The sequence below is a fragment of the Methylobacterium sp. J-026 genome (assembly GCF_022829585.1).
Lineage (GTDB): Bacteria > Pseudomonadota > Alphaproteobacteria > Rhizobiales > Beijerinckiaceae > Methylobacterium.
The window spans coordinates 47,386-66,684 of sequence record NZ_JAKSYC010000241.1 but is presented as its reverse complement, the minus strand read 5'-3'; the positions used below and the strand labels follow the sequence as shown (position 1 = coordinate 66,684).

At 71.8% G+C, this 19,299-nt stretch carries 23 protein-coding genes and 1 other RNA gene; 11 read left to right on the top strand and 13 right to left on the bottom strand.

The genetic code is table 11. From position 1 onward, the window contains the following. Window positions 1–49: 49 nt before the first annotated feature. Window positions 50–403: a hypothetical protein gene (locus MKK69_RS21250; RefSeq protein WP_243971172.1), complete on the top strand. Its 354-nt coding sequence runs from the start codon at window positions 50–52 to the stop codon at window positions 401–403. A gap of 155 nt (window positions 404–558) precedes the next feature. After that, window positions 559–1,689: a DUF2336 domain-containing protein gene (locus tag MKK69_RS21245; protein ID WP_243971170.1), complete on the top strand. Its 1,131-nt coding sequence runs from the start codon at window positions 559–561 to the stop codon at window positions 1,687–1,689. Window positions 1,690–1,700: 11 nt separating this feature from the next. On the opposite strand, the gene MKK69_RS21240 is transcribed toward MKK69_RS21245, so the two are convergent. Beyond that, on the bottom strand, window positions 1,701–2,006 hold the full coding sequence (locus MKK69_RS21240) for a hypothetical protein (protein WP_243971168.1): 306 nt from the start codon (window positions 2,004–2,006) through the stop codon (window positions 1,701–1,703). A gap of 295 nt (window positions 2,007–2,301) precedes the next feature. Between MKK69_RS21240 and MKK69_RS21235 the strand changes: the two genes are divergently transcribed. Both MKK69_RS21235 and MKK69_RS21230 read left to right on the top strand, forming a co-directional pair. After that, window positions 2,302–4,194 carry a PAS domain-containing sensor histidine kinase gene (locus MKK69_RS21235; protein WP_243971166.1) on the top strand — a complete coding sequence of 631 codons (1,893 nt, stop codon included), beginning with the start codon at window positions 2,302–2,304 and terminating at the stop codon, window positions 4,192–4,194. A gap of 27 nt (window positions 4,195–4,221) precedes the next feature. Further along, entirely contained in the window at window positions 4,222–4,902 is a 681-nt protein-coding gene (locus MKK69_RS21230; protein ID WP_243971164.1) for a peptidoglycan-binding domain-containing protein, read from the top strand. Between the two features lie 269 nt (window positions 4,903–5,171). Here MKK69_RS21230 and MKK69_RS21225 read toward each other — a convergent pair whose 3' ends face one another. Then, a complete protein-coding gene (locus MKK69_RS21225; protein ID WP_243971163.1) occupies window positions 5,172–5,666 on the bottom strand; it encodes a DUF305 domain-containing protein in 495 nt (164 codons plus the stop codon). Window positions 5,667–6,723: 1,057 nt separating this feature from the next. Between MKK69_RS21225 and MKK69_RS21220 the strand changes: the two genes are divergently transcribed. Continuing rightward, window positions 6,724–7,005, top strand: coding sequence for a hypothetical protein (locus MKK69_RS21220; RefSeq protein WP_243971161.1), 282 nt, complete (start codon window positions 6,724–6,726; stop codon window positions 7,003–7,005). A 106-nt stretch (window positions 7,006–7,111) separates the two neighbouring features. Next, window positions 7,112–7,834, top strand: coding sequence for an invasion associated locus b family protein (locus tag MKK69_RS21215; RefSeq protein ID WP_243971160.1), 723 nt, complete (start codon window positions 7,112–7,114; stop codon window positions 7,832–7,834). Window positions 7,835–7,883: 49 nt separating this feature from the next. Here the strand turns inward: MKK69_RS21215 and MKK69_RS21210 are convergent, their stop codons facing one another. Both MKK69_RS21210 and MKK69_RS21205 read right to left on the bottom strand, forming a co-directional pair. Continuing rightward, the gene (locus MKK69_RS21210; protein WP_243971158.1) at window positions 7,884–8,171 is read right to left on the bottom strand and encodes a hypothetical protein; all 288 of its coding nucleotides are present in this window, start codon (window positions 8,169–8,171) and stop codon (window positions 7,884–7,886) included. Window positions 8,172–8,566: 395 nt separating this feature from the next. Next, entirely contained in the window at window positions 8,567–9,244 is a 678-nt protein-coding gene (locus MKK69_RS21205) for an HAD family hydrolase (RefSeq protein ID WP_243971156.1), read from the bottom strand. A gap of 197 nt (window positions 9,245–9,441) precedes the next feature. Between MKK69_RS21205 and MKK69_RS21200 the strand changes: the two genes are divergently transcribed. Beyond that, window positions 9,442–9,762 (top strand): PetM family of cytochrome b6f complex subunit 7, encoded by a 321-nt coding sequence (locus MKK69_RS21200; protein ID WP_243971154.1) that lies wholly within the window; start codon window positions 9,442–9,444, stop codon window positions 9,760–9,762. A 13-nt stretch (window positions 9,763–9,775) separates the two neighbouring features. On the opposite strand, the gene MKK69_RS21195 is transcribed toward MKK69_RS21200, so the two are convergent. Further along, a complete protein-coding gene (locus MKK69_RS21195) occupies window positions 9,776–10,240 on the bottom strand; it encodes a PAS domain-containing protein (protein ID WP_409564858.1) in 465 nt (154 codons plus the stop codon). A gap of 205 nt (window positions 10,241–10,445) precedes the next feature. Here MKK69_RS21195 and msrA point away from each other — a divergent pair, with 205 nt between their 5' ends. Further along, the gene (gene msrA, locus MKK69_RS21190) at window positions 10,446–11,102 is read left to right on the top strand and encodes a peptide-methionine (S)-S-oxide reductase MsrA (protein ID WP_243971152.1); all 657 of its coding nucleotides are present in this window, start codon (window positions 10,446–10,448) and stop codon (window positions 11,100–11,102) included. 3 nt (window positions 11,103–11,105) lie between these two features. Here msrA and MKK69_RS21185 read toward each other — a convergent pair whose 3' ends face one another. The 6 genes from MKK69_RS21185 to fumC all read right to left on the bottom strand — a co-directional run bounded on the left by MKK69_RS21185 (window position 11,106) and on the right by fumC (window position 15,119). Next, entirely contained in the window at window positions 11,106–11,264 is a 159-nt protein-coding gene (locus MKK69_RS21185; RefSeq protein WP_243971150.1) for a hypothetical protein, read from the bottom strand. Window positions 11,265–11,314: 50 nt separating this feature from the next. Beyond that, a complete protein-coding gene (gene mepA / locus MKK69_RS21180) occupies window positions 11,315–12,247 on the bottom strand; it encodes a penicillin-insensitive murein endopeptidase (RefSeq protein WP_243971148.1) in 933 nt (310 codons plus the stop codon). 255 nt (window positions 12,248–12,502) lie between these two features. Beyond that, window positions 12,503–13,120 carry a ParB-like protein gene (locus MKK69_RS21175; RefSeq protein ID WP_243971146.1) on the bottom strand — a complete coding sequence of 206 codons (618 nt, stop codon included), beginning with the start codon at window positions 13,118–13,120 and terminating at the stop codon, window positions 12,503–12,505. 81 nt (window positions 13,121–13,201) lie between these two features. Next, complete coding sequence (locus tag MKK69_RS21170) at window positions 13,202–13,447, bottom strand: ribbon-helix-helix domain-containing protein (protein ID WP_243971144.1); 246 nt, start codon at window positions 13,445–13,447, stop codon at window positions 13,202–13,204. Then, a complete protein-coding gene (locus MKK69_RS21165; RefSeq protein WP_243971143.1) occupies window positions 13,444–13,647 on the bottom strand; it encodes a DUF4169 family protein in 204 nt (67 codons plus the stop codon). Before MKK69_RS21165 ends, MKK69_RS21170 begins: the two co-directional genes overlap by 4 nt. Window positions 13,648–13,709: 62 nt before the next feature. Continuing rightward, window positions 13,710–15,119 (bottom strand): class II fumarate hydratase, encoded by a 1,410-nt coding sequence (fumC, locus tag MKK69_RS21160; RefSeq protein WP_243971141.1) that lies wholly within the window; start codon window positions 15,117–15,119, stop codon window positions 13,710–13,712. 120 nt (window positions 15,120–15,239) lie between these two features. On the opposite strand from fumC, the gene MKK69_RS21155 reads away from it, so the two are divergent. Both MKK69_RS21155 and MKK69_RS21150 read left to right on the top strand, forming a co-directional pair. Continuing rightward, complete coding sequence (locus MKK69_RS21155; RefSeq protein WP_243971139.1) at window positions 15,240–16,628, top strand: cytochrome P450; 1,389 nt, start codon at window positions 15,240–15,242, stop codon at window positions 16,626–16,628. Between the two features lie 84 nt (window positions 16,629–16,712). Then, a complete protein-coding gene (locus MKK69_RS21150; protein WP_243971138.1) occupies window positions 16,713–16,982 on the top strand; it encodes a hypothetical protein in 270 nt (89 codons plus the stop codon). A gap of 386 nt (window positions 16,983–17,368) precedes the next feature. Here the strand turns inward: MKK69_RS21150 and MKK69_RS21145 are convergent, their stop codons facing one another. Then, window positions 17,369–17,995, bottom strand: coding sequence for an SspB family protein (locus MKK69_RS21145; protein WP_243971135.1), 627 nt, complete (start codon window positions 17,993–17,995; stop codon window positions 17,369–17,371). 66 nt (window positions 17,996–18,061) lie between these two features. Further along, window positions 18,062–18,444, bottom strand: a transfer-messenger RNA (tmRNA) gene (gene ssrA, locus MKK69_RS21140). On the opposite strand from ssrA, the gene MKK69_RS21135 reads away from it, so the two are divergent. Next, window positions 18,436–19,281: a CPBP family intramembrane glutamic endopeptidase gene (locus MKK69_RS21135; RefSeq protein ID WP_409564857.1), complete on the top strand. Its 846-nt coding sequence runs from the start codon at window positions 18,436–18,438 to the stop codon at window positions 19,279–19,281. The genes ssrA and MKK69_RS21135 overlap by 9 nt on opposite strands. Window positions 19,282–19,299 lie beyond the last annotated feature (18 nt).

Sequence of the window (19,299 nt, the reverse complement as noted above, 5' to 3'; positions counted from 1 at the left end):
GCCGACGGCCCGTCCGGGCGTTGACCGGGATACGCAGGAGACCCCGACCATGTTGCGCGCCGAGACCCCGCCGCCGCCCGCCAATCTCCCGGCCGATCCCCCGCCGGATTCGGATACGCCGACCTCCGCCCAGCTCAAGGCCGACATCGACAGCGGCCGCACCGCCGACAAGGCCCCGCACCTGGATGTCGGGGCCGCGCCGCTCGGGACCTGCGAGGAGGCCGGCGGGACGCCGCCGAGTTCGCAGGAGGTCCGGCTCGCCCGGCAGAACGAGCGGGCGCCCTCGGAGAAGGCCGCGGCGGGCCGCGCCCGCCAGCGGCAGAGCTGGGTCGTGCCCGCCTTCATCGGGGTGATCGTCCTGGTGGCGGTGGCGCTCGCGCTGGGGCTCTGGCTGACGCATTGAGGCCCCGCGCCGGACGGTGGCCGGCGGTGCGGATGCGCCGCCCGTGGCCCGCGATGGTGCAGGACGGCACGGTCCCGTCAGCGCCGCCTTAAAGGTCGATTCACGTCGATGCGGTTAGCGTGAGCTTACTGCAGTCCTGCGTAAACCGATCCTCCATGCCCTCATCCGTCGATGCTCCGCCGGACCTGTCCGGGCTCCTCGAACTCTCACGCATCGAGAATCTCGATCTCAAGCCCGTGATCCTGCGGGTGCAGACCGATCTGTTCGTGCGGGCATCGGTGCGGGACCGGAACGCGATCGAGATCTTCGAGTCCCTGGCCTGCGGGCTGATCCCCACGGTGGACGAGGAGACGGCCCGGGTGGTCGCCCGGAAGCTCGCCCCCTGCCCCGAGACGCCGCCGGCGGTCCTGCAGGCGCTCGCGTTCCGGGGCGGCGGCGCCCGCGACGCGGTGGTGGAGCTGGCCCCGGTGCTGAGCCGCGGCCTGATCGAGGCCGCCCTCGCCGACGGCTCCGACATCGCCGCCCGCATCGCCGCCCGGGCTGGGCTGAGCCGCGAGGCGGTGGACGACCTCTCCCGGGAGGGCCGGCCCGAGATCGACCGGGCGCTGGCCGCCAACCTCGGCATCACCCTCTGGGGCGCCGCCCTGACCCGGCTCGTGGACCGGGGCCGCGGCGCCGCCGACCTCGCCCGGCTGCTCCTGGTGCGCCCCGACGTCTCCGCGGCCGATCTCGTGCCCCTCTACCTGCACGCCGACCCGATGCGCCGCGCGGTGATCGGCCGGGCCGTGGAGGCGACCGCCGCCCTGCGCCCGTGCCCGCCGCCGCCCCGCGACCTCGGCGCGGTCCTGACCGGGCTCTCGGCGGCGCACGATGTCGGCGCCTTCGTGGCGGCCCTGGCGGACGGCCTCGGCCTGCCGCGCGATTTCCTCACCGTGGTGGCCGACGCCAGCGCCCGCTACGACCTCCTGACCCTGGGCCTGCGCGCCGCCGGCCTGCACGAGGAGGAGGCGGTCTACATCTTCCTCACCCTCAACCAGGGGGTGGCGCGCTCCGCCGAACGCGTCTCCGACCTCGTCCGCCTGTTCCGCACCGTGAGCCGGCCGGCGGCCCGGGACCTCGTCGCGGCGCTCCTCGACCGGCCGCTCGCCGAGCGCGTGCGGAGCGAGCCGCACCAGCCGCTGCACGGACCGGAGGCCAAGCTGCGCCAGGGCGCCGAGCGCGGCGCCGGGCAGCGCGCGCCCGCACCGGGGCGGGCGGGGGCCGCGTCCAGCGCGAAGGCGGGCTGACGACAGAGCCGTCAGCGGGGGGCGACGCCCCGCCAGGCGGGCTGCCTGTCGGCCTCCTCCAGGGTGTCGATCGAGGCCGGGGGCTCCCCGGCCCGGCGGCTCAGTTCCGCCATCAGGCCCCGGGCGAGCACGGCGCGGACGGCCCGGTCGCGGCTCTCGGGCGGGAGGGCGTCGAGGGCCGCCGGCAGCGCCGCGCCGGCGCCCGGCACCGCCCCGGCGAGCTTGCGGGCCTCGCCGGCGGGATCGGCGCCGCTCCGCATCAGCGCGAGATACGAGAGCACGCCGATCACCAGAACGGCGCGCAGCAGGACGGTCATGGATTCGTCTCTCCGCTCGGTGTCGCGCGCCTCTCCGCCCGAAGGCCGGCCTCCGGGACGGGGCGCGGATGCGAGGATTCGACGGGTTTCGTGAACCGGCCCTCAACCGGTTCGGGCTTTCGCGCGCGATGGTGAATGAAGCTTGTTCCAGAGCGCTTGGTTACCTCGCGGAAAGCATCCTGACCGTTCGGGCAAGTCGCGCAACACTCGTTTAAGCCGGCTCTGCGACCGTCCGGAAGTCGTTCGAAGTCGAACCGGAGGCGCGAGGGATGCGGAAACGCATACATCGCGGCGTGTGCCAGCCTTGCCCATTAAAAAAGTCCTGACTTCCTTGATCGACGACCGTCTCGCGGGGCTGGTTCACGCCACCGTCGCGGACGACGCGGCCGCCCGGGCCCGCCACCAGCGCTTCCTGGTGTCGCGCCTCGCCACGGGCGCCGTGATGATGGCCGCGCTGCCGCCCTACCTGCTCTGGCGCGGGGTGCCGTCGGGCGTCGAGGTGCTGACGATCGCGAGCCTGCTGCTGCCGGTTTTCGCCGCCGTGCTGCTCGTCCGCACCGGATCCCTGTGGCTCGCCCACGCGGTCTCCGCGGCGGGGCTGACCGGGGTCGTGGTGGCGCTGGCGAGCATCACCGGGGGCACCGCCTCCCCGGCCGCGGTCTGGCTGGTGGCGATCCCCGTGGAGGCGCTGGTCTCCGGGTCGCTGCGCGCGACGGTCGCGGCCGCCGCCATGGCGATCCTCGGGGTGCTGGCGGTGGTCGGGCTCGGCGCCGTCGCGGGCGCCCTGCCGGTCATGGACATCTCCGCCGGCCTCGCCCTGCCGGCCTTCGCGATCACGGCGATCGGCCACGTCGCCGCCCAGGTGCTCGAGCACCTGCGCAACGAGGGGGCGTGGCGCGCCCGGCTGCGCGACAACGAGGCCCGGGACCGGCTGCTGCTCTCGGCGATCGACGATCTCGTGACCTGGCACGACCGCAACGGCCGCGTGCTGGAGGCCTCGGTCTCGGCGACCCGGCTGCTCGGCAGCGCGCCGGCGCGGCTGTGCGGCCACGGCCTGCTGGAGCGGGTCCACGTGGCGGACCGGCCGGCCTTCCTCAAGGCGGTGAGCGACGTCGCCGCGACTGGGCGGCCCGCCACCCTGCCGCTGCGCCTGCACGTGGAGGCCGGCGCCGGCCGGACCGACGGGGCGCGCCTGATCCACGCGGAGATGCGCGCCCACCGCATCCTGCACGGGTCCCACGACGCCGCCCTGGCGGTGGTGGCGGTGACCCGCGACATGACCGAGCACCACCGCCACGCCGAGGAGCTGGAGCGCGCCCGCGCCGAGGCCGAGCGGGCCGACGCGATCAAGGGCCGGTTCCTGGCCAACGTCACCCACGAGTTGCGCACGCCGCTCAACGCGATCATCGGCTTCTCCGAGGTGCTGGCGGGGGAAGGCGCCCTCAGCCTCGGCCCCGACCAGGCGCGGGACTATGCCGGGATCATCGGCGCCTCCGGCCACCACCTCCTCGGCGTCGTCAACACGCTCCTCGACATGAGCCGGATCCAGAGCGGCAACTTCGACTACGCGCCGGAGACCTTCGACATCGCGTCGCTCCTGCGGTCCTGCTGCGACCTGATGCGCCTCAAGGCCGAGGCGGCGGGCCTCACCCTCGCGGTCTCCGCCTCCGGCCCGGTGGAGATCACCGCCGACCCCGGCGCCTGCCGGCAGATCCTGATCAACCTGATCTCGAACGCCGTGAAGTTCACCCCGCGCGGCGGCCGGGTCGACCTGTCCCTGCGCGGCGGCATCGACGGCCTGGACATCGTCGTCGCCGATACCGGGCTCGGGATCGGCGCCGAGGACCTGCCCAGGCTCGGGACGCCGTTCTTCCAGGCCGGGGCCGGCGGCTACAAGCGCCCCCACGAGGGGACCGGCCTCGGCCTCTCGGTGGTCCAGGGCCTAGTCGGCCTGCACGGCGGCGCGGTGCTGATCGAGAGCGCGCCGCAGGCCGGCACCGTGGTCACCGTGACCCTGCCCCGCCTGTGCCGGACGCCGGCGTCCGAAGGCAGCCCGGCCCCGATCCGCACCGCCGTGCGGGGCGCCCCCCCGCCGCGCCGCGTGGTGCGCCTGCCGCTCGGCCTGTTCGACGCGGAACCGGGCCCCGAGTCGGCCCCGTCGGGTTCGGTCCTGCGCCGCACCGGCTGAGCCACAGATCCCCCGGAAGGAGACCCGATGTCAGGCTACCGAGAGATCACCGTACCGGGCGAAGCCGGCCGCGCGCGTCGCCCCGCCCTGCGCCGCGCCGCGGTCCCCGGCGACTGGCGGTCCGTCCTCGTCGGTGCCCTGCGGGCGACGGGCACCACCTGCCGGAACAGCCCGGGCACCGTCCTCGGCAGCCTCGTGGGCCTGGGCGCGGCGGGATTCATCTGCGTCAACGCCCTCGGCTACCAGGCCGGGCGCCATCCGGCCCCGATCCTGCCCAAGCTCGCCCAGAAGGCGCCCGCCGCGCGGGAGGCCGTTCGGGAGCCGGTACGTGAGATCGCGCGGGAGCCGGTCCGCACCGAACCGGAGCGCTCCGCGCCGCCCGCCCCCGCCAAGCCGGAGCCCCGGGACGCGATCGGCGCGCTGATCCGCGCCGACGAGACCACCGCTTCGGTGACTCCGAAGGCCGCCCCGGCCCGGACCGCCGCGAAGCCGGCCCTCAAGACGAAGCCCGCGCCGGACGGGGATCCGGTGCTGCGGGCCCAGCGGGCCCTGTCGAAGCTCGGCTACCCGGTCAAGCCGGACGGCGCGATGGGTCCGGGCACCCGGGCGGCGATCGAGACGTTCGAGCGCGGCGCCAAGTTGCCGGTCACCGGCGCGGCCACGGGCCGGACGCTGCGCGAACTGGTCGCCCGCGCGGGCCACGGTTAGGGCATCGTCCCGGACAAAGCCCGGCCTGTCACCGCCACGGCATCATTCCGAGGTCTGAACTCAATCAGCTTGGCCGTGGCGATGTCCGCAACAGGTCGATTTCCGTCAGTCCGCTTGCGAGAAGCAACGACTTGAAACGGACGTCATCTTCGCTCCCGTGCATCGCCCAAAGAAAAGGTGTGATATCTCATTCATCGCATCTGACTATAGTTTCAGGGCCAGCCTCTGAACACGGCGGGACGTCACCGTCCCGCCGTGACAATCTTCGGCTACCGGCCTTGTTCAGGCAGCCCCGACCCAGGAGCCCACGACCGGCCCTGTGTCTCCTCCAGGGAGCCCTCACTCGGCGGCAGGGTCCGGTAGGAGTTCCAACCGATCACATGGACCGGCTCGCCACCGGGAGGCGCGGCGTAGCCGTGCCGGGCCAGCCAGCTGCGCATGTCGTAGATCTCGCGCTGCTGCTCGACGATGATTGCCTCGGCGAGCTGACGCGTCCACGGGTCCTTGGCGCGGCTCAGCGCAACCCGAGCCATGTCGATGGCGCCCTGGTGGTGCGGGATCATCTGGATGCGGAAATCCGCGTCCGGATCGCCCGTGTACGGCTGTTCCATCGCCGCCATCATCCTGTGATGGGCCGCCACGAACTCTTGCGTGGCCGGTGTCTGCGCTGCGGCCGGTTTCGGTCTGGCGTCGTGACCATGGTGCTGGGCCCACGCAGCCGTGGTGGCGGCCAGCAGCGTGGCTGCGGCAATAAGATATCGCATGGTACGTCCTATGGCATACGCCCCATCGGCCGCTCGACGGCGGATCCCGGGCGAAGAATTGGGAGGGTCGGAGATGCGCCGCGACGACCCGCGCCGGCGGCGGCTCAGGCGCCGAGCGGTCTCGGGGGCTCGGCCGGACGCTCGGGCTCGCGCCCGGACAGGACCGGCGGCTCTGGGAAGGCGATCCGGCAACCACGATCGCTCGGACCCGCGAGACCGGCGACGTCACCGGTCACGGCTGGTGAGCAGCACGCTGACCCAAGGTTGCAGGACGGGCAACCAGGCCTCCCGTCGGGACACCCGTGGTGGATGGAACTCACCCCGATGGTAGCCGCGGCCGCGACACCCCCCGCAGCGGCGCCGACGTCTCCCGAATGGTCGTGCCTGACAGCGTGGGTTCCGCCATGGCCTTCGTGAGCCTGCGCGGACGCAACAACGCCGCCGGCCGTCAGCATGACGGCCAGAACGATGATCCTTGTCAGGTACGCGATAAGGCCCAAGCTCAGCCTTTGACGGGCGTCCAGGTTCAGATGCTGGGGACGTAACAGTGGGCCCAGGCTGGCGTCAATTTGTGGGCTACAGGGCTGAGAACCGATATCAACTGATCCGATTTCAACCGCCGCTTCCCACCCCAAGCCGAAGTTGCCGGAGGGCTGACGAAGAGCCGCTTTGGAGAAGCGCCGACGGCGGTCCGGGCGGCTCGGTTGGGTCGGAACCAGCCGCTCAGATAGCCAAGCGCATGGCGTTCAGACCCTCGACCGCCGGGACCCTGTTCACGGCGCCCATGCCGCGAGGGCGGCCGACACGCCATCGCGGTCGGTGATCCGCGTGACGATCCTGGTGATCGCCAGGACCGCGTCCCGGGTCGCCCCCCTGGATCCCGCCGATCTGGGCCGCGATCCCGTCGGTGGCCCGGGCGGTCTGGTTGGCCAGCATCCCGCTTACCCACAGGCACGAACCGGAATTGTGCAGCGCAACCATCTCCGGCGCCGCGCGTTCACCATCTGGCTAAGTCCGATCAGGTACAAGTTTCGCCGTGTGGAACGGAGTGCGCCGGATGCATGTCGAGAGTTGGCTGAAGCCGGACGAGGTACCGGATCTCGCGGCGCGGGCGACAGCGATGATCGACGCCGCCCTCACGGGCTCGGACCTGGCGCGGGATTGCTACTGGGCGGCCGTGCGGAAGGGATACAACACCCCGTACAACGACCCGCCCCGCAAACGCGCCGCCCCGGCACAGCCGAACGCGGTGCCCTGCCCTGTCGGCGCGGCGGTCGAGCCGGTCGCCGCGGTGGCCGTCGTGATCGCCGCCCAGGCCGCGGAGGCCCGGGCGATCTGACCTCGGCTGAGCCGCCTCGCCATCTTGCCGACGTTTTACGCAAGCTTCACTAATCCTCGTCCCCGGTGCGGCTCCTGATGAGGCCGCCCGTCGTCAGGAAGTGAAGATGGTCCGCGTCCCCCGCCTGCTCCCGGCCGGAGCCCTCATCCTGCTCTCATCCGGGCTCGTCACCGGCCTCCCCGGAGGCCTGGTCGGCGCGGCCGGCCTGGCCGCGACGGTGGCCCAGGCGCAGGAGGCCGCCCCCGATACGAGCGCCGACGATGCCGCCCCTGCCACGCGCGGGCGCCGGCGCGGCCGCCAGCGGCCGAGCCGCGCCGAGCGGAAGCCGGCTACGCCCCCCGGCATGCAGCAGGCCACGCCGGTGGCGATCTTCGGCGACTGGAACGTGTTCGTGAACGGCGACGGCCGCGGCAAGCTCTGCTACGCCATCGCGCAGCCGCAGACGCGCTCGCCCAAGACCCTGAAGCGCGACACCGCCTACCTGTTCGTGAGCGTGCGCAAGGGCGAGAACGTCCAGAACGAGGTGGCGGTGATGCTGGGCTTCCCGTCGAAGCCCGCGGCCGCGCAACTCAAGCCCGGCTCGGCCGCCGCGCCCACCGATCCGAGCCTCAATCTCGGCGCCAGCCGCTACGGCCTCGTGGTGAAGGACGGGAACGCGTGGCTGCAGAACCCCGCCGAGGAAGGACGGGTCGTCTCCGAGATGAGCGCCCGCAACCCGAAGCTCGTCATCAAGACCACCTCGATGCGCGGCAACCCGACGAGCGACGAATACGCCCTCGGCGGCTTCGCCGAGGCCATGAAGCGCACCCGCGACGAGTGCGGCCGGTAGACCGCCCGGCCGGATCATCCGGGCGGGGCCGAAGCGCCGGTCGCTCGGGTCAGGCCCGGCGGAGGCGGGGCTGAGCCTGCCGGGCGTCGGCCTGAGCCCGGGGGCGCATCCGCGCCCGGGCCGCGCGGGCCGCCTGCTCGGCGGTGCGGAACAAGGCCCCGTCGAGCCCGTCGAAATCGCGGGCGGACGAGAAGAACCGCACCCCGCGCCCTTCGGGCACGGCGATCCCGGCGGTGATCTCGCCGATCTCGATCACCCGCGGCGGCTCAGCCGGCGACGGCAGGTCGGCGGGGGTAAGGCGGTCGCGGGGCGTGGGCTCTGTGAAGAGACTGTGCATGGCACTTGGAACTCCCTGGGCCGGCGTGAAGCCATGCCGGAACGCGATGACTGCTGCATGATGGTCGGCGCGCTAGCGTCGACAGCGCCGGTCTTGAGCGCGGGAGCAGGGCGCGTTCGGGAGCGCGTGGGCGTCGGGGTGAAGCCGGCTCGACATCGGATGTCCTCCAGACTGAAGGACCGCGCGGCGCTGGGGCCGTCGCAGTGCTTTAGCGTTTGATGACGCGGCGCAAGCGACGCTTCTCAAATCACCGCGGCTGCGGCGGGGACGACCCCTCCGCGGCACCACCGAAGATGGCGCCGCCGCCGCGCCGCGTCAACGGAACCGAATTCCGTTTTTCGGGGCCCCTCTGGCAGGGGCGCGGCCCCGATCGGGCTCCGGGGAGACGGGATCCGTCAGGCGCCTTCGACGATGGCGGCGAGATCGGAGAAATCCGAAAAGATCGGGGCGGCGCCCGCGCGTACGAGGTCGGCCCCCGCGGGGTCGTGGCCCCAATGACCGCCGCCGGTGAACCCGGCGACCCGCATGCCGGCGCTCCGGGCGGCCGTGACGCCGGGCACGCTGTCCTCGATCACCAGACAGGCCTCGGGGGCGACCCCCATGCGGGCGGCGGCGAACAGGAACAGGTCCGGGAAGGGCTTGCCGCGGGCCACCTGGGACGAGGAGAAGACGTGCGCGCCGAACAGAGGCAGCAGCCCGGTCAGCGTCAGGGAATGGCGCAGGCGCACCGGATCGCTGCTCGAGGCCACGCAGGACGGCAGGCCGAGGGCCGCGACCGCCGCGGCGACGCCGCGCATCGCCTTCAATTCCGCATCGAACAGCGCCAGGGTCTCTTCCTTGACCGCTGCGACGAAATCCGGGGGCGCCGTGACCCCGTAATCCTGGGCGACCTGCGCCATGATCGAGGGCATCGCCATGCCGGTGAAGCGCCTCCGCACGGTGGCGAGGTCGATCGCCACGCCGATCCGGACGAGGCCGGCGGTGAGGCAGGCGAGGCTCAGGGGCTCGCTGTCGACCAGGACGCCGTCGCAATCGAAGATCACGAGGCCGAGTTGTTTCGCACGCGCGTCCAAGACCGACCGTTCTTCCCCCACGGCCCGCCGCCGCCCGCCCCTGTGACACGGGCTCCCCGGACCGGCAACCGCGCGGGGTCGACGCTTCGCCGCGCGGTGCCCACGACCCGTGGCCGCCCTTGCACCCGGCGGCCCGGCCCCATACTCCCGGGGCGGGCGCCGGCCGGGCGCGCAAGAAGGCTTCGGAAGAATCCGCGATGCTCCGCTTCCTGGTCCGCGTCCTGGGCTTCCTGCTGATGGCCGGCGGCTTCGTCGCGCTGGTCTATGACGGTGCCCGCTCCATCGCCAATAACAGCCTGCGGGTGACGGCGCTCTCCGAGGTGATCGCCACCCTGTTCAAGGACCGGGCCGGCGCCCTGCAGGGCAGCGTCGAGGGGGCGGCACCCTGGCTGTGGCACGTGCTGGGCCTGCCGCTCACCCTGGCGCCGGCCTCGCTGATCGGGCTGGGGCTCGGGGCGGTGCTGCTCTGGCTCGGCCAGCCCGGCCGCGAGCCGATCGGCTTCCTGACGAAGCCCTGAGCGCGCCGCGCCCCTATCGCCCGTCGAGCCGGGCCCTGGCCTCGGCGAGCTCGCCCTTCAGCCGCTCGATCTCGGCGGTCAGGGCATAGCGCTCGCTCACGTCGATCTGCGAGGCGAAGTAGTAGACGACCGTGCCGGCCGCATCCCGCACCGGCCCGACATAGAGCGCGTTGTGGAAGGTCGAGCCGTCCTTGCGGTAATTGACCAGATCGACCCGGATGTCCGCCTGCTGCCGTATGGCGTCGCGGAGCCGGTCGACGGCCGCCGGATCGGTCTCCGGCCCCTGGAGGAAGCGGCAGTTCCGGCCGGTCACGTCGAGCCGGGTATAGCCGGTGAGCTTCAGGAAGGCGTCGTTCACGAACACGATCGGATTGTCGTGCTGCCGCGGGTCCGTGATGATCATCGGCATCCGGGTCGCGCGGACGGCCGCCGCGAAGGGATCGCCCCGGTGCGCCTCCATCTTGAGGTTGTCCGGCACGTGGCCCGTGGCACTCCCGCCCGTCTCCATCCGGCCCCGCCCCCGCATGGCGGCACCCGGGCCGCCCCCTGCGGGCTACAAGCCGGAAATCGTCAGCGAGGTCCAGTCCTTCGTCTAGGTTTCGCGCTTCGAAGAGCCCGGAAGCTTTCTCGTCGACGGGCGCGTCCCCATATTGGCGGGACCCGAGTGACCGGAAGGCAAGCCGATGTTCCTGTTCCGCAAGCGCCCCGAGATGCCGAGCTCCGCCGACGCCCTGCCCGGCCGCCCGACGCCGCTCCCGACCGCCGAGACCCACTACGTCAACGGCAACCCGCTCAAGGGTCCCTATCCGCCGGGCACCGAGACGATCGTCCTCGGGCTCGGCTGCTTCTGGGGCGCCGAGCGCCGGTTCTGGCAAATGCCGCAGGGCGTGTTCGTGACGGCCGTGGGCTATGCCGGCGGCTTAACCCCGAACCCGACCTACGAGGAGGTCTGCTCCGGCCAGACCGGCCACAACGAGGTGGTGCTGGTCGCCTTCGACCCGGCGGTCCTGCCGCTGGACGCGCTGCTGCGGACCTTCTTCGAGAGCCACAACCCGACCCAGGGCATGCGCCAGGGCAACGATGTCGGCACGCAGTACCGGTCGGGGATCTACACCACTGGTCCGGCGCAGGAGGCGACTGCCCGGGCGGTGCGGACGGCCTATGCCGAGGCCCTGCAGGCGCGCGGCTATCCGGACGTGACCACCGAGATCCGGCCGCTGGAGCAGTTCTACTTCGCGGAAGGCTACCATCAGCAGTACCTCGCCAAGAACCCCAGCGGCTATTGCGGCCTGGGCGGCACCGGCGTCAGCTGCCCGGTGGGGACCGGCGTCGCGGCCTGAGCCTCACGGGTTGCCGCCGGGCCGCGGCGGTGCGCCTGCCGCCGCGGGGGCGCTGCCCCCCAGGGGCGGCGTGCTGTTCGGGCTGCGCAGCACGATCAGCACGCTGCCCAGGACCGAGAGGGCGACGGCGGTGGCGAGGATGAGGAAAAGCCAGCGGGGCATTCCGGGGCGTTAGCACGGCATGCCCGGTTCGCGAACCGCCGCCGATCGCCTCACGGCGCCTTCAGCACCGTCCGGCAGGCGGCCGGCAGGGCCGCCATGGTCATGGCGGGCTTCGGCTTGGCCGGCGTCTTGGCGGGCTTGGGATGGAGCACCGCGTCCGAGAACCAGTAGCCGAGGTCGTCGCAGCCGTCGCCGCCCGGGGGCGGGGCCTGCGGCTGGCAATCCTCCTGGCCGGCCGGGCAGGAGAGCCGGATATGGTAGTGGTAGTTGTGCCCGTACATCGGGCGCACCTTGGACATCCAGGAACTGCCCGCGGCCTCGCGGCAGAGCGCTTTCTTGATCGCCGCGTTGACGAAGATGCGCTCCACCTCCGGCTGCTCGGCGGTGAGCTTGATCAATTGCAGATGCGTCGGCGTCCAGACCTGCGGATCGATGTCGAGCCGGTCGGGCCGGACCATGTCGGTGGCCGAGGTCTCCTCGCGCTCCGCCCGGCTCATGCGGTGATCGGGCATCGGCGTCAGCCAGACATCGGCGTCGATGCCGATCTGGTGCGAGGCGTGGCCCGTGATCATCGGGCCGCCCCGGGGCTGGGCCATGTCGCCGACGAGCAGCCCCGGCCAGCCCACCCGGCCGGCCTTCTGCGACAGCCGCTCCAGGAAGGTGACAAGATACGGCGTGCCCCACATCCGGTTGCGGGACGGGCGCATGACCTGCCAGCTCGGCCCGTCCAGCGGCAGGGCCTCGCCACCGGCGAAGCAGCCCTTGGCGTAGAACCCGTAGATATGGGCCGGCCCGGACGAGCCCCGAGTGACGCGCCCGAACAGGGCCTTGGCGGGGGTCGATGGGGCGTCCGGATGCTCCAGCGGCGGCAGGGGCTTCGGGTTGACGCTGCCGAGGTCCTGGGCGTGCGCGGCGGCGGGCAGGAGCAGGGCGGCGAGCATCAGGCTCTTGGCCAGAGGGATGGCAGGGCGCGGCATCGGCATGCGGGGCTGTTCGTCCGTCATCGGGAGGGCGGGCGCGGGCGCGCGCCGGAACGTGGCCCCAGCAAGGGGCGTTTTTCGGGCAGACGCGCACGACAGCTCGGGCGGCACCGATGACGGCGACCGGGCGATCGGCCCAGATGTGCGCCGCCCCGGCCCGCAGCCCCGAGGACACCGATCCGGCCACGGACGGCGCCTGGGAGGAACAGATCCACCGCCGCGGCGACGCGGCGCCCTATCGGGGGATCCGAGGGCGCCTCAGCCCTCCGAGGGGCCGCACCAGCCGGGCAGGTAGCCGGCATCCTTGGACTTGGCCAGCGCCATGGCCTTCTCCATCGCCGCCGAGAAATCGTGCTCGACACGCTTCTCCTTGATGTTGCGCCGGAGGAAATCCGCCCACAGGAACTCGCTGAACGGCGTCGTATCCTTGGCGAAGCCGCCGGCCCGGCGCAATTCGCCCGCGAGGCTGCGGAAGGGATCGTCGGCGAGGTCGGCGATCGTCTTCGGGAGGTCCTTGAAGTCGCGGCGCACCCCCTCGGCATCGTAGGGATAGACCCAGGACTTGTGATCGCACACCGTCCAGAACGCGTCCTTCTCGAGATGGTGCAGGTCGGCGATCACCGTCACCAGCACATCCTTGACGCCCTCCTCCTGCAGGGCGCGGGAGAGGTGGTGGTGATCGACGACGTAGTGGCGCTTCTTGGGGCCCAGCACCGTCGGGATCTGGTGGGCACCGAGGAATTCCCGCTTCTTGTCGCCGTCATAGGCCCGCCAGCGGCGGCGCTTCTCCGCGACTTCCCGGTAGCCCACGGTCATCTGGGTCGGCCGCAACTCGGCGATCGGGACGGGCTTGAGCAGCGGTTCGCGGGTGGTCATGAGTCGTGCTTCCTGCGTGATCTTGTCATGGGGATGTCACACAACGCCGCAGCCTGAAAGGCCAAGCCGGCCCGCGGGCGCTCACGTTTGCTGCAGCGGCGGCCGGCGCACCGCGTCCAGCACGAACACCCGGATCGCCGAGGACAGGTTCTGCCCGCCGCGCCCGGCATCGATGGCCCCGACGAGGGCCTGGACCGACTGGCCCCGCGCCGCCGCGACCTCGCGCAACGCCGCCCAGAACGGCTCCTCCAGGGATATGCTGGTGCGGTGCCCGGCGATCATCACGGAGCGCTTGGTGACGCCCGCGCCCACGGAGGGACCGGTCATTCCGCCGAATCGGGATCCGGCTCGCGCCGGTCGAGGCGATGGCCCTCGTGGCGCTCGATCTCCAGGGACTTGCGCCGCTGCTGGAGGGTCTTGGCCTTCTTCGGCTGCCCGAAGGCGATCCGGTTGGCCTCGGCCTTCGCGTCGGCCCCGGCGCGGGCCTTCGCCTTGCGGACCTGACGCAGGTTGATGATCTCAGCCACGGATCGCCTCCCGATGGTGGCGACCGGCGCATGAGAGACGCGCCGGCCAGATCCCAAAAAAATCAGTCGGCGCTGGGGGCCAGCATGGTCTCCGGCCGGACCACGCGCTCGAACTCCGCCTCGGTGACGTAGCCGAGGCGCAGGGCCTCCTGCTTGAGGGTCGTGCCGTTCTTGTGCGCCGTCTTGGCGATCTCGGCGGCCTTGTCGTAGCCGATCGAGGGGGCGAGCGCCGTCACCAGCATGAGGGAGCGGCTCATCAGGTCGGCGATCTTATCCTCGTTCGCCTTGATGCCGACCACGCAATTGTCGGTGAAGCTCACCGCGGCGTCGGCGAGCAGCCGGATCGATTGCAGGACCGCGTTGGCGATCACCGGCTTGAACACGTTGAGCTCGAAATTGCCCTGGCTGCCGGCGAAGCTCACCGTGGTGCCGTTGCCGATCACCTGGGCGCAGACCATGGTCAGCGCCTCGCACTGGGTCGGGTTGACCTTGCCGGGCATGATCGAGGAGCCGGGCTCGTTCTCGGGCAGGGACAGCTCGCCGAGGCCGGAGCGTGGGCCGGAGCCGAGGAAGCGGATGTCCTGGGCGATCTTGAACAGGCCGGCGGCGAGGGCGGCGAGCGCGCCCTGCGTGAACACCAGGGCGTCGTGGGTGGCCAGCGCCTCGAACTTGTTCTCGGCCGAGGTGAAGGACAGCCCGGTCAGGTCCGCGACCTTGGCGGCGAACCGGTCGGCGAATTCCGGGTGGGCGTTGAGGCCGGTGCCGACCGCGGTGCCGCCCTGGGCCAGCGCCAGCACGCCCGGCAGGGTCGCTGCGACGCGCGCCCCGCCCAGAGCCACCTGCGCGGCATAGCCGGAGAATTCCTGGCCGAGGGAGACCGGGGTCGCGTCCTGCAGGTGGGTGCGGCCGATCTTGACGATCGAGGCGAACGCCCGGGCCTTGGCGTCGAGGGCCGTGTGCAGGTGGCTCAGGGCCGGCAGGAGGCGGCCCTGGATCTCCCGCGCCACCGCGATGTGCATGGCGGTGGGGAAGGTGTCGTTGGAGGACTGGCCGCGGTTGCAATGGTCGTTCGGGTGGACCGGGGACTTGCCGCCGCGCTTAGCCCCGAGCCGCTCGTTGGCGAGGCTGGCGATCACCTCGTTGGCGTTCATGTTGGACTGGGTGCCCGAGCCGGTCTGGTAGATGACGAGCGGAAACTCGTCGTCGTAGCGGCCCTCCACCACCTCGGCGGCCGAGGCCGCGATGGCGTCGGCGAGCTTCGGTTCCAGGGCGCCGAGATCCTTGTTCACCAGGGCGGCGGCCTGCTTCACGAGGCCGAGCGCGTGCACCAGCGGCGCCGGCATCCGGTCGGTGCCGATCTTGAAGTTCTGGATCGAGCGCTGGGTCTGCGCGCCCCAATAGCGATGCGCCGGGACCTCGATCGGACCGAAGGTGTCGGACTCGGTGCGGGTGGCGGTCTCGGTGGGCGACATCGTGGCCTCTACGTCTGGTGCAGTGCGGTGCCTACTTAAATGAGGCGCGGGTGAATCGCGATGCCGGTTTTCCCCGGCGCACCGACAAGGGCGGGGCTCTGTTCCCGCCGGAAGGAGCCGATGAGCGCGACGATCGATCTCCCCGAGCCCGTTACCCGGTTCCGCCCCGCCGTGCCGCCGCCGCTGCGCGAGCCGCTGGGCCTGTTCGAGTTCCTGCGGGCGGCGCGGAAGAACCCGATCACCACCTGGATGGACGTGCATTTCAAGCTGCCGGTCGTGGCGGCCGAGGGCGCGATGGGCCGGATCACCGTGGTGAGCGACCCGGCGCTGATCCGCTACCTGCTCGTCGAGAACGCCGACGGCTACCGCAAGGACGACCTCCAGCGGCGGGTCCTGGCCCCGGGGCTCGGCAACGGCCTGCTGAGCGCCGAGGGCGACGAGTGGCGGCTCCAGCGCCGGACCCTGGCGCCGATCTTCAACGCCCGCACCGTCCAGGGTTTTTCCGAGGCCATGAATGCCGCCGGCGCCAAGCTCGGGCGGCGCCTCGGCCGCCGGGCCGGCAAGCGGGTCGACGTCGCCCTGGAGATGACCCGGGTCACCCTGGACGTGCTGGAACGGACGATCTTCACGCAGGGTCTGCCGGGCGACCCGGACGCGCTGGGCCGCGCCATCACGCGCTTCCTGGAGGCGGTGGGGCCGATCGACCCCCTCGACGTGTTCGGCGTGCCCGATTTCGTGCCGCGGATCGGCCGCCTGCGGGCGCGGCCGGCCGGGCGCTTCTTCGCCGAGGTGGTCGACGAATTGATCGCCCGGCGCAAGGGGCTGATGGCGCAGGGGGAGGCGCCCCGGGACCTGCTGACCCTGCTGCTGGCGGCGCAGGATCCCGAGACCGGCACCGGCCTCTCGGATCTCGCCGTGAAGGCCAACATCGTCACCTTCATCGCCGCCGGCCACGAGACCACGGCCAATTCCCTGACCTGGACGCTCTACTGCCTGTCGCAGGATCCCGCCGCGCAGGCGCGGATCGAGGCCGAGGTCGATGCCGCGGGGCCGGGGGATTTCGCCGTGGAGCGGCTGCCCTTCACCAGGGCGGTGATCGAGGAGGCGATGCGGCTGTTCCCGCCGGTGCCCTTCCTCAGCCGGCAGGCGGTCCGGGACGACCGGCTCGGGCGGATCAAGGTGCCGCGGGGCTCGCTGGTGATGGTGGCTCCCTGGGTGCTCCACCGGCACCATCTGCTGTGGGAGGATCCGGAGGCCTTCGTGCCGGAGCGGTTCCTGCCCGAGAACCGCGACAGCATCCCGCGCTTCGCCTATCTGCCGTTCGGCGCCGGGCCGCGGGTCTGCATCGGCCAGAGCTTTTCGGTTCAGGAGGCGGTGATCCTCTTGGCGCACATCGTGCGGGCGGTGCGGTTCCACCTGCCGGCGGATCACCCACCGGTCACGCCGCTCCACCGGGTGACGCTGCGGCCGGAGCACGGGTTGCGCATGGAGGCCGAGGGGCGGGCCTGAGCGGGTCGACGGGTTCCCGGTGCATTCTCACATTGTCGACCGGGGCGAGCAAGTCGTCCAGGCTGGACTCAGGCACGAACCGCGATGCCCGATACTATGGCTCCCGCCACGCTGGGCTACGGCGAGCAGGTCGCCCGCGTCCTGCGCTCCAATGCCGAAACGGAAACGTTCGTGGCCGAGCAGCGTAAGCTCATCGACGAGCAGACCAAGCTTCAGGCCGTGGCAGCGAAGCTGCGCGCCGAGACGCTGAAGCTCGGCCGGAACCGGGTCCTGGCCCCGCTCTCCACGGCTTTTGCCGGCATAGCGGCCTTCTTCGGCGCGGGCGCGGCCTTCGTCAAACCGCTGAGCCCGTGATCAGCTACAGGGCTCGACAAGCCTCTTGGCGTCGGCGCGGTCTAAAATCCTGCCGGTGTCGCGCGCCAGCTCTCCGGGCGATCATCGAGCGGGTCGTCCTGAACGATCGATGCCCGCGATCGGGTACGCCTTCAGACCGTCGTTCGGACGTACGCTCCTCGCCCCGACGCGCGTCAAGCTGACGGGTTTTGCGGTCGTAGAGCCGTGACGCAATGAAGAGACCGCCGAAGCCGAGGCCGAGGGCCGACACGGCTACGGCGAGGGCCAAAATCTGAAGCGCTTAGAAGCGCTTCGCGCGGTGCTTCCGCTCGCTCGCCGACAGCCCTAACCGCGCGATCCCCTCGTCCACTCCTGAGTCCCCGGGCCGTCGATTTGACCCGAAGAGTTCAGCTCTTCTTGCGGAAGGCGTCGAGGCTCACGACCTCGGCGCTGCCCTCCTCGCCCTCCTTCTTGGCGGCGGGGCGGGGGGCCTTCTCGTCCGGCTTGCCGGTGGGTTTGTCGCCCTGGGCAGCGGGGGCCGGCAGGCCCTTCGGCGCGGCCGCGCCGATCGTGGCGAGACCGGAGCCCTTGGGGCGAACCTCGCCGGGCTCGGAGCCCGCGCCGCGCGGGCCGGACTTGGCCGGGGCGGTGTTGGCCTCCTCGGGGGTCTCGCCGGCCTCGCTCAGGTCAAACTTCAGGCCGAACTGCACGGAGGGGTCGAAGAAGCCCGACAGGGCGTCGAACGGCACCAGGAGCCGCTCCGGGACGCCCGAGAAGGACAGGCCGACCTCGAAGGCGTGCTCGGTGACGTTGAGGTCCCAGAACTGGTGCTGCAGGACGATGGTCATGTCCTGCGGGTATTTCTCGCGCAGGGCCTGCGACATCCGCACGCCGGGCGCCTCCGTCCGGAATGACACGTAGAAATGGTGCTCCCCCATCAGCCCTTCGCGGGCCGCGTCGGTCAGCACCTTGCGCACGACGCCGCGCAGGGCGTCCTGTACCAGGAGATCGTAGCGGATCAGGTCGTCTGCCATCTGCGGTCGCGCTCTAGCCCGGTCTGTGCCCGGCGCCCCGCCGCGGATGGCCGGACCGAGGAATGAAGTGGAGGCTTTTGGTGCCAGGTGCCTCCGGACCCCGCCTATGCGGTGCTACCCGCTAGGACTTCAGATCGATATTGGGGACCGATTACGCGGCCACCGCCACCGGAGCAAAGTTGTCGTTGGCAACTGTTGCAGAGGCCCGATAACGGCGGAACCATGCCGAGCGAAAGTCCAACCTTTACGCCCTCGTCGATCCTCACTTCGCCCCCGCCGGAGCCCAGGCTCCCGTCACGCGCCTTGCGGCAGCATGTCCTGGGTTCGGGTGGAGGCGCCGGGTACCGCCCCCGGGTCCGATAGGTTTATTGCGAAGAACGTTTATCGCCATAGCCGGCCTCGCGACCGGCACCCAAGATATAGAGGGGATCGGTCCGGTTTTGAAGCCCGATCGTGTCGCGTCGCTGTCTCAGGGCGAGTCTCTCGGCGAGGCTGTTGCGGGAAGCGCGCAGTCCCCGGGCGGCGGCCCCCGGCCGGGGCGCGTCTGGTCCGCGATGGGGCGCCTCGCCGTCCTGATCGGGCTCGTTATCCTCTACCTCGGCGCCGCGAGCCTCCTCTCGCTGGCGAGCGTGCGCGTCGGGTTCGACCTGTGGAACGGGATCGACCCGTTCCTGCCGCCGGAGCGGCGCCAGTTCCTCAGCGCGGTGGAACTCGCCCACCGGGCCTTCGCGGTCGACGCCCTGCGCCAGGTCTTCCTCGCGGCCTTCGTGCTCGGCGGCGCGTGGTGGCGGGACCGGGCCGGGTGGCGCCGCCGCCTCGCCCTCGACCGGGAACGCCAGAACGGGATGCGGCCGGTGGCGCTGCTGGGGCTGCTCCTGGTCTGGCCGGTGCTGCACATCGCCTGGGTGACCGGCACCGCGGAGCTGTTCGGCGCGAGCTTCGGCCAGCACGTCCGGCTGTCGCCGTTCATGAGCCAGGCCGCGGTGGCGGCATGGCTCGCCTATCTCACGATCCTGGCCCCGGTGGCCGAGGAACTGCTGCTGCGCGGCGAGGCCTATGCCCGCGCCGATGCGGCCCTGGGGCCGGCGGGGGCGATCCTGGTCACAGCCGTGATCTTCGCGGCCGCACACGTCTCGTCCTGGGGGCTCGCCCGGCCCGTCTCGCTCCTGCCCCTCGCCCTGGCGCTCGGCTGGCTGCGCTGGCGCACCGGCCGGCTCTGGCCCGGCATCGCCCTCCACGGCTGGTCGAACCTCGCCCTCGTGACCTACCTGCTGTGGCCGCCCTGAGCGGAGCGGTGCATATGT

Bases quoted from the DNA above. Each gene is read 5' to 3' on its own strand.
- MKK69_RS21250 (WP_243971172.1), top strand. From the start codon at position 50: ATGTTGCGCGCCGAGACCCCGCCGCCGCCCGCCAATCTCCCGGCCGAT.
- MKK69_RS21245 (WP_243971170.1), top strand. From the start codon at position 559: ATGCCCTCATCCGTCGATGCTCCGCCGGACCTGTCCGGGCTCCTCGAA.
- MKK69_RS21240 (WP_243971168.1), bottom strand. From the start codon at position 2,006: ATGACCGTCCTGCTGCGCGCCGTTCTGGTGATCGGCGTGCTCTCGTAT.
- MKK69_RS21230 (WP_243971164.1), top strand. From the start codon at position 4,222: ATGTCAGGCTACCGAGAGATCACCGTACCGGGCGAAGCCGGCCGCGCG.
- MKK69_RS21225 (WP_243971163.1), bottom strand. From the start codon at position 5,666: ATGCGATATCTTATTGCCGCAGCCACGCTGCTGGCCGCCACCACGGCT.
- MKK69_RS21220 (WP_243971161.1), top strand. From the start codon at position 6,724: ATGCATGTCGAGAGTTGGCTGAAGCCGGACGAGGTACCGGATCTCGCG.
- MKK69_RS21215 (WP_243971160.1), top strand. From the start codon at position 7,112: ATGGTCCGCGTCCCCCGCCTGCTCCCGGCCGGAGCCCTCATCCTGCTC.
- MKK69_RS21210 (WP_243971158.1), bottom strand. From the start codon at position 8,171: ATGCACAGTCTCTTCACAGAGCCCACGCCCCGCGACCGCCTTACCCCC.
- MKK69_RS21200 (WP_243971154.1), top strand. From the start codon at position 9,442: ATGCTCCGCTTCCTGGTCCGCGTCCTGGGCTTCCTGCTGATGGCCGGC.
- msrA (WP_243971152.1), top strand. From the start codon at position 10,446: ATGTTCCTGTTCCGCAAGCGCCCCGAGATGCCGAGCTCCGCCGACGCC.
- MKK69_RS21185 (WP_243971150.1), bottom strand. From the start codon at position 11,264: ATGCCCCGCTGGCTTTTCCTCATCCTCGCCACCGCCGTCGCCCTCTCG.
- mepA (WP_243971148.1), bottom strand. From the start codon at position 12,247: ATGCCGATGCCGCGCCCTGCCATCCCTCTGGCCAAGAGCCTGATGCTC.
- MKK69_RS21175 (WP_243971146.1), bottom strand. From the start codon at position 13,120: ATGACCACCCGCGAACCGCTGCTCAAGCCCGTCCCGATCGCCGAGTTG.
- MKK69_RS21170 (WP_243971144.1), bottom strand. From the start codon at position 13,447: ATGACCGGTCCCTCCGTGGGCGCGGGCGTCACCAAGCGCTCCGTGATG.
- fumC (WP_243971141.1), bottom strand. From the start codon at position 15,119: ATGTCGCCCACCGAGACCGCCACCCGCACCGAGTCCGACACCTTCGGT.
- MKK69_RS21155 (WP_243971139.1), top strand. From the start codon at position 15,240: ATGAGCGCGACGATCGATCTCCCCGAGCCCGTTACCCGGTTCCGCCCC.
- MKK69_RS21150 (WP_243971138.1), top strand. From the start codon at position 16,713: ATGCCCGATACTATGGCTCCCGCCACGCTGGGCTACGGCGAGCAGGTC.
- MKK69_RS21145 (WP_243971135.1), bottom strand. From the start codon at position 17,995: ATGGCAGACGACCTGATCCGCTACGATCTCCTGGTACAGGACGCCCTG.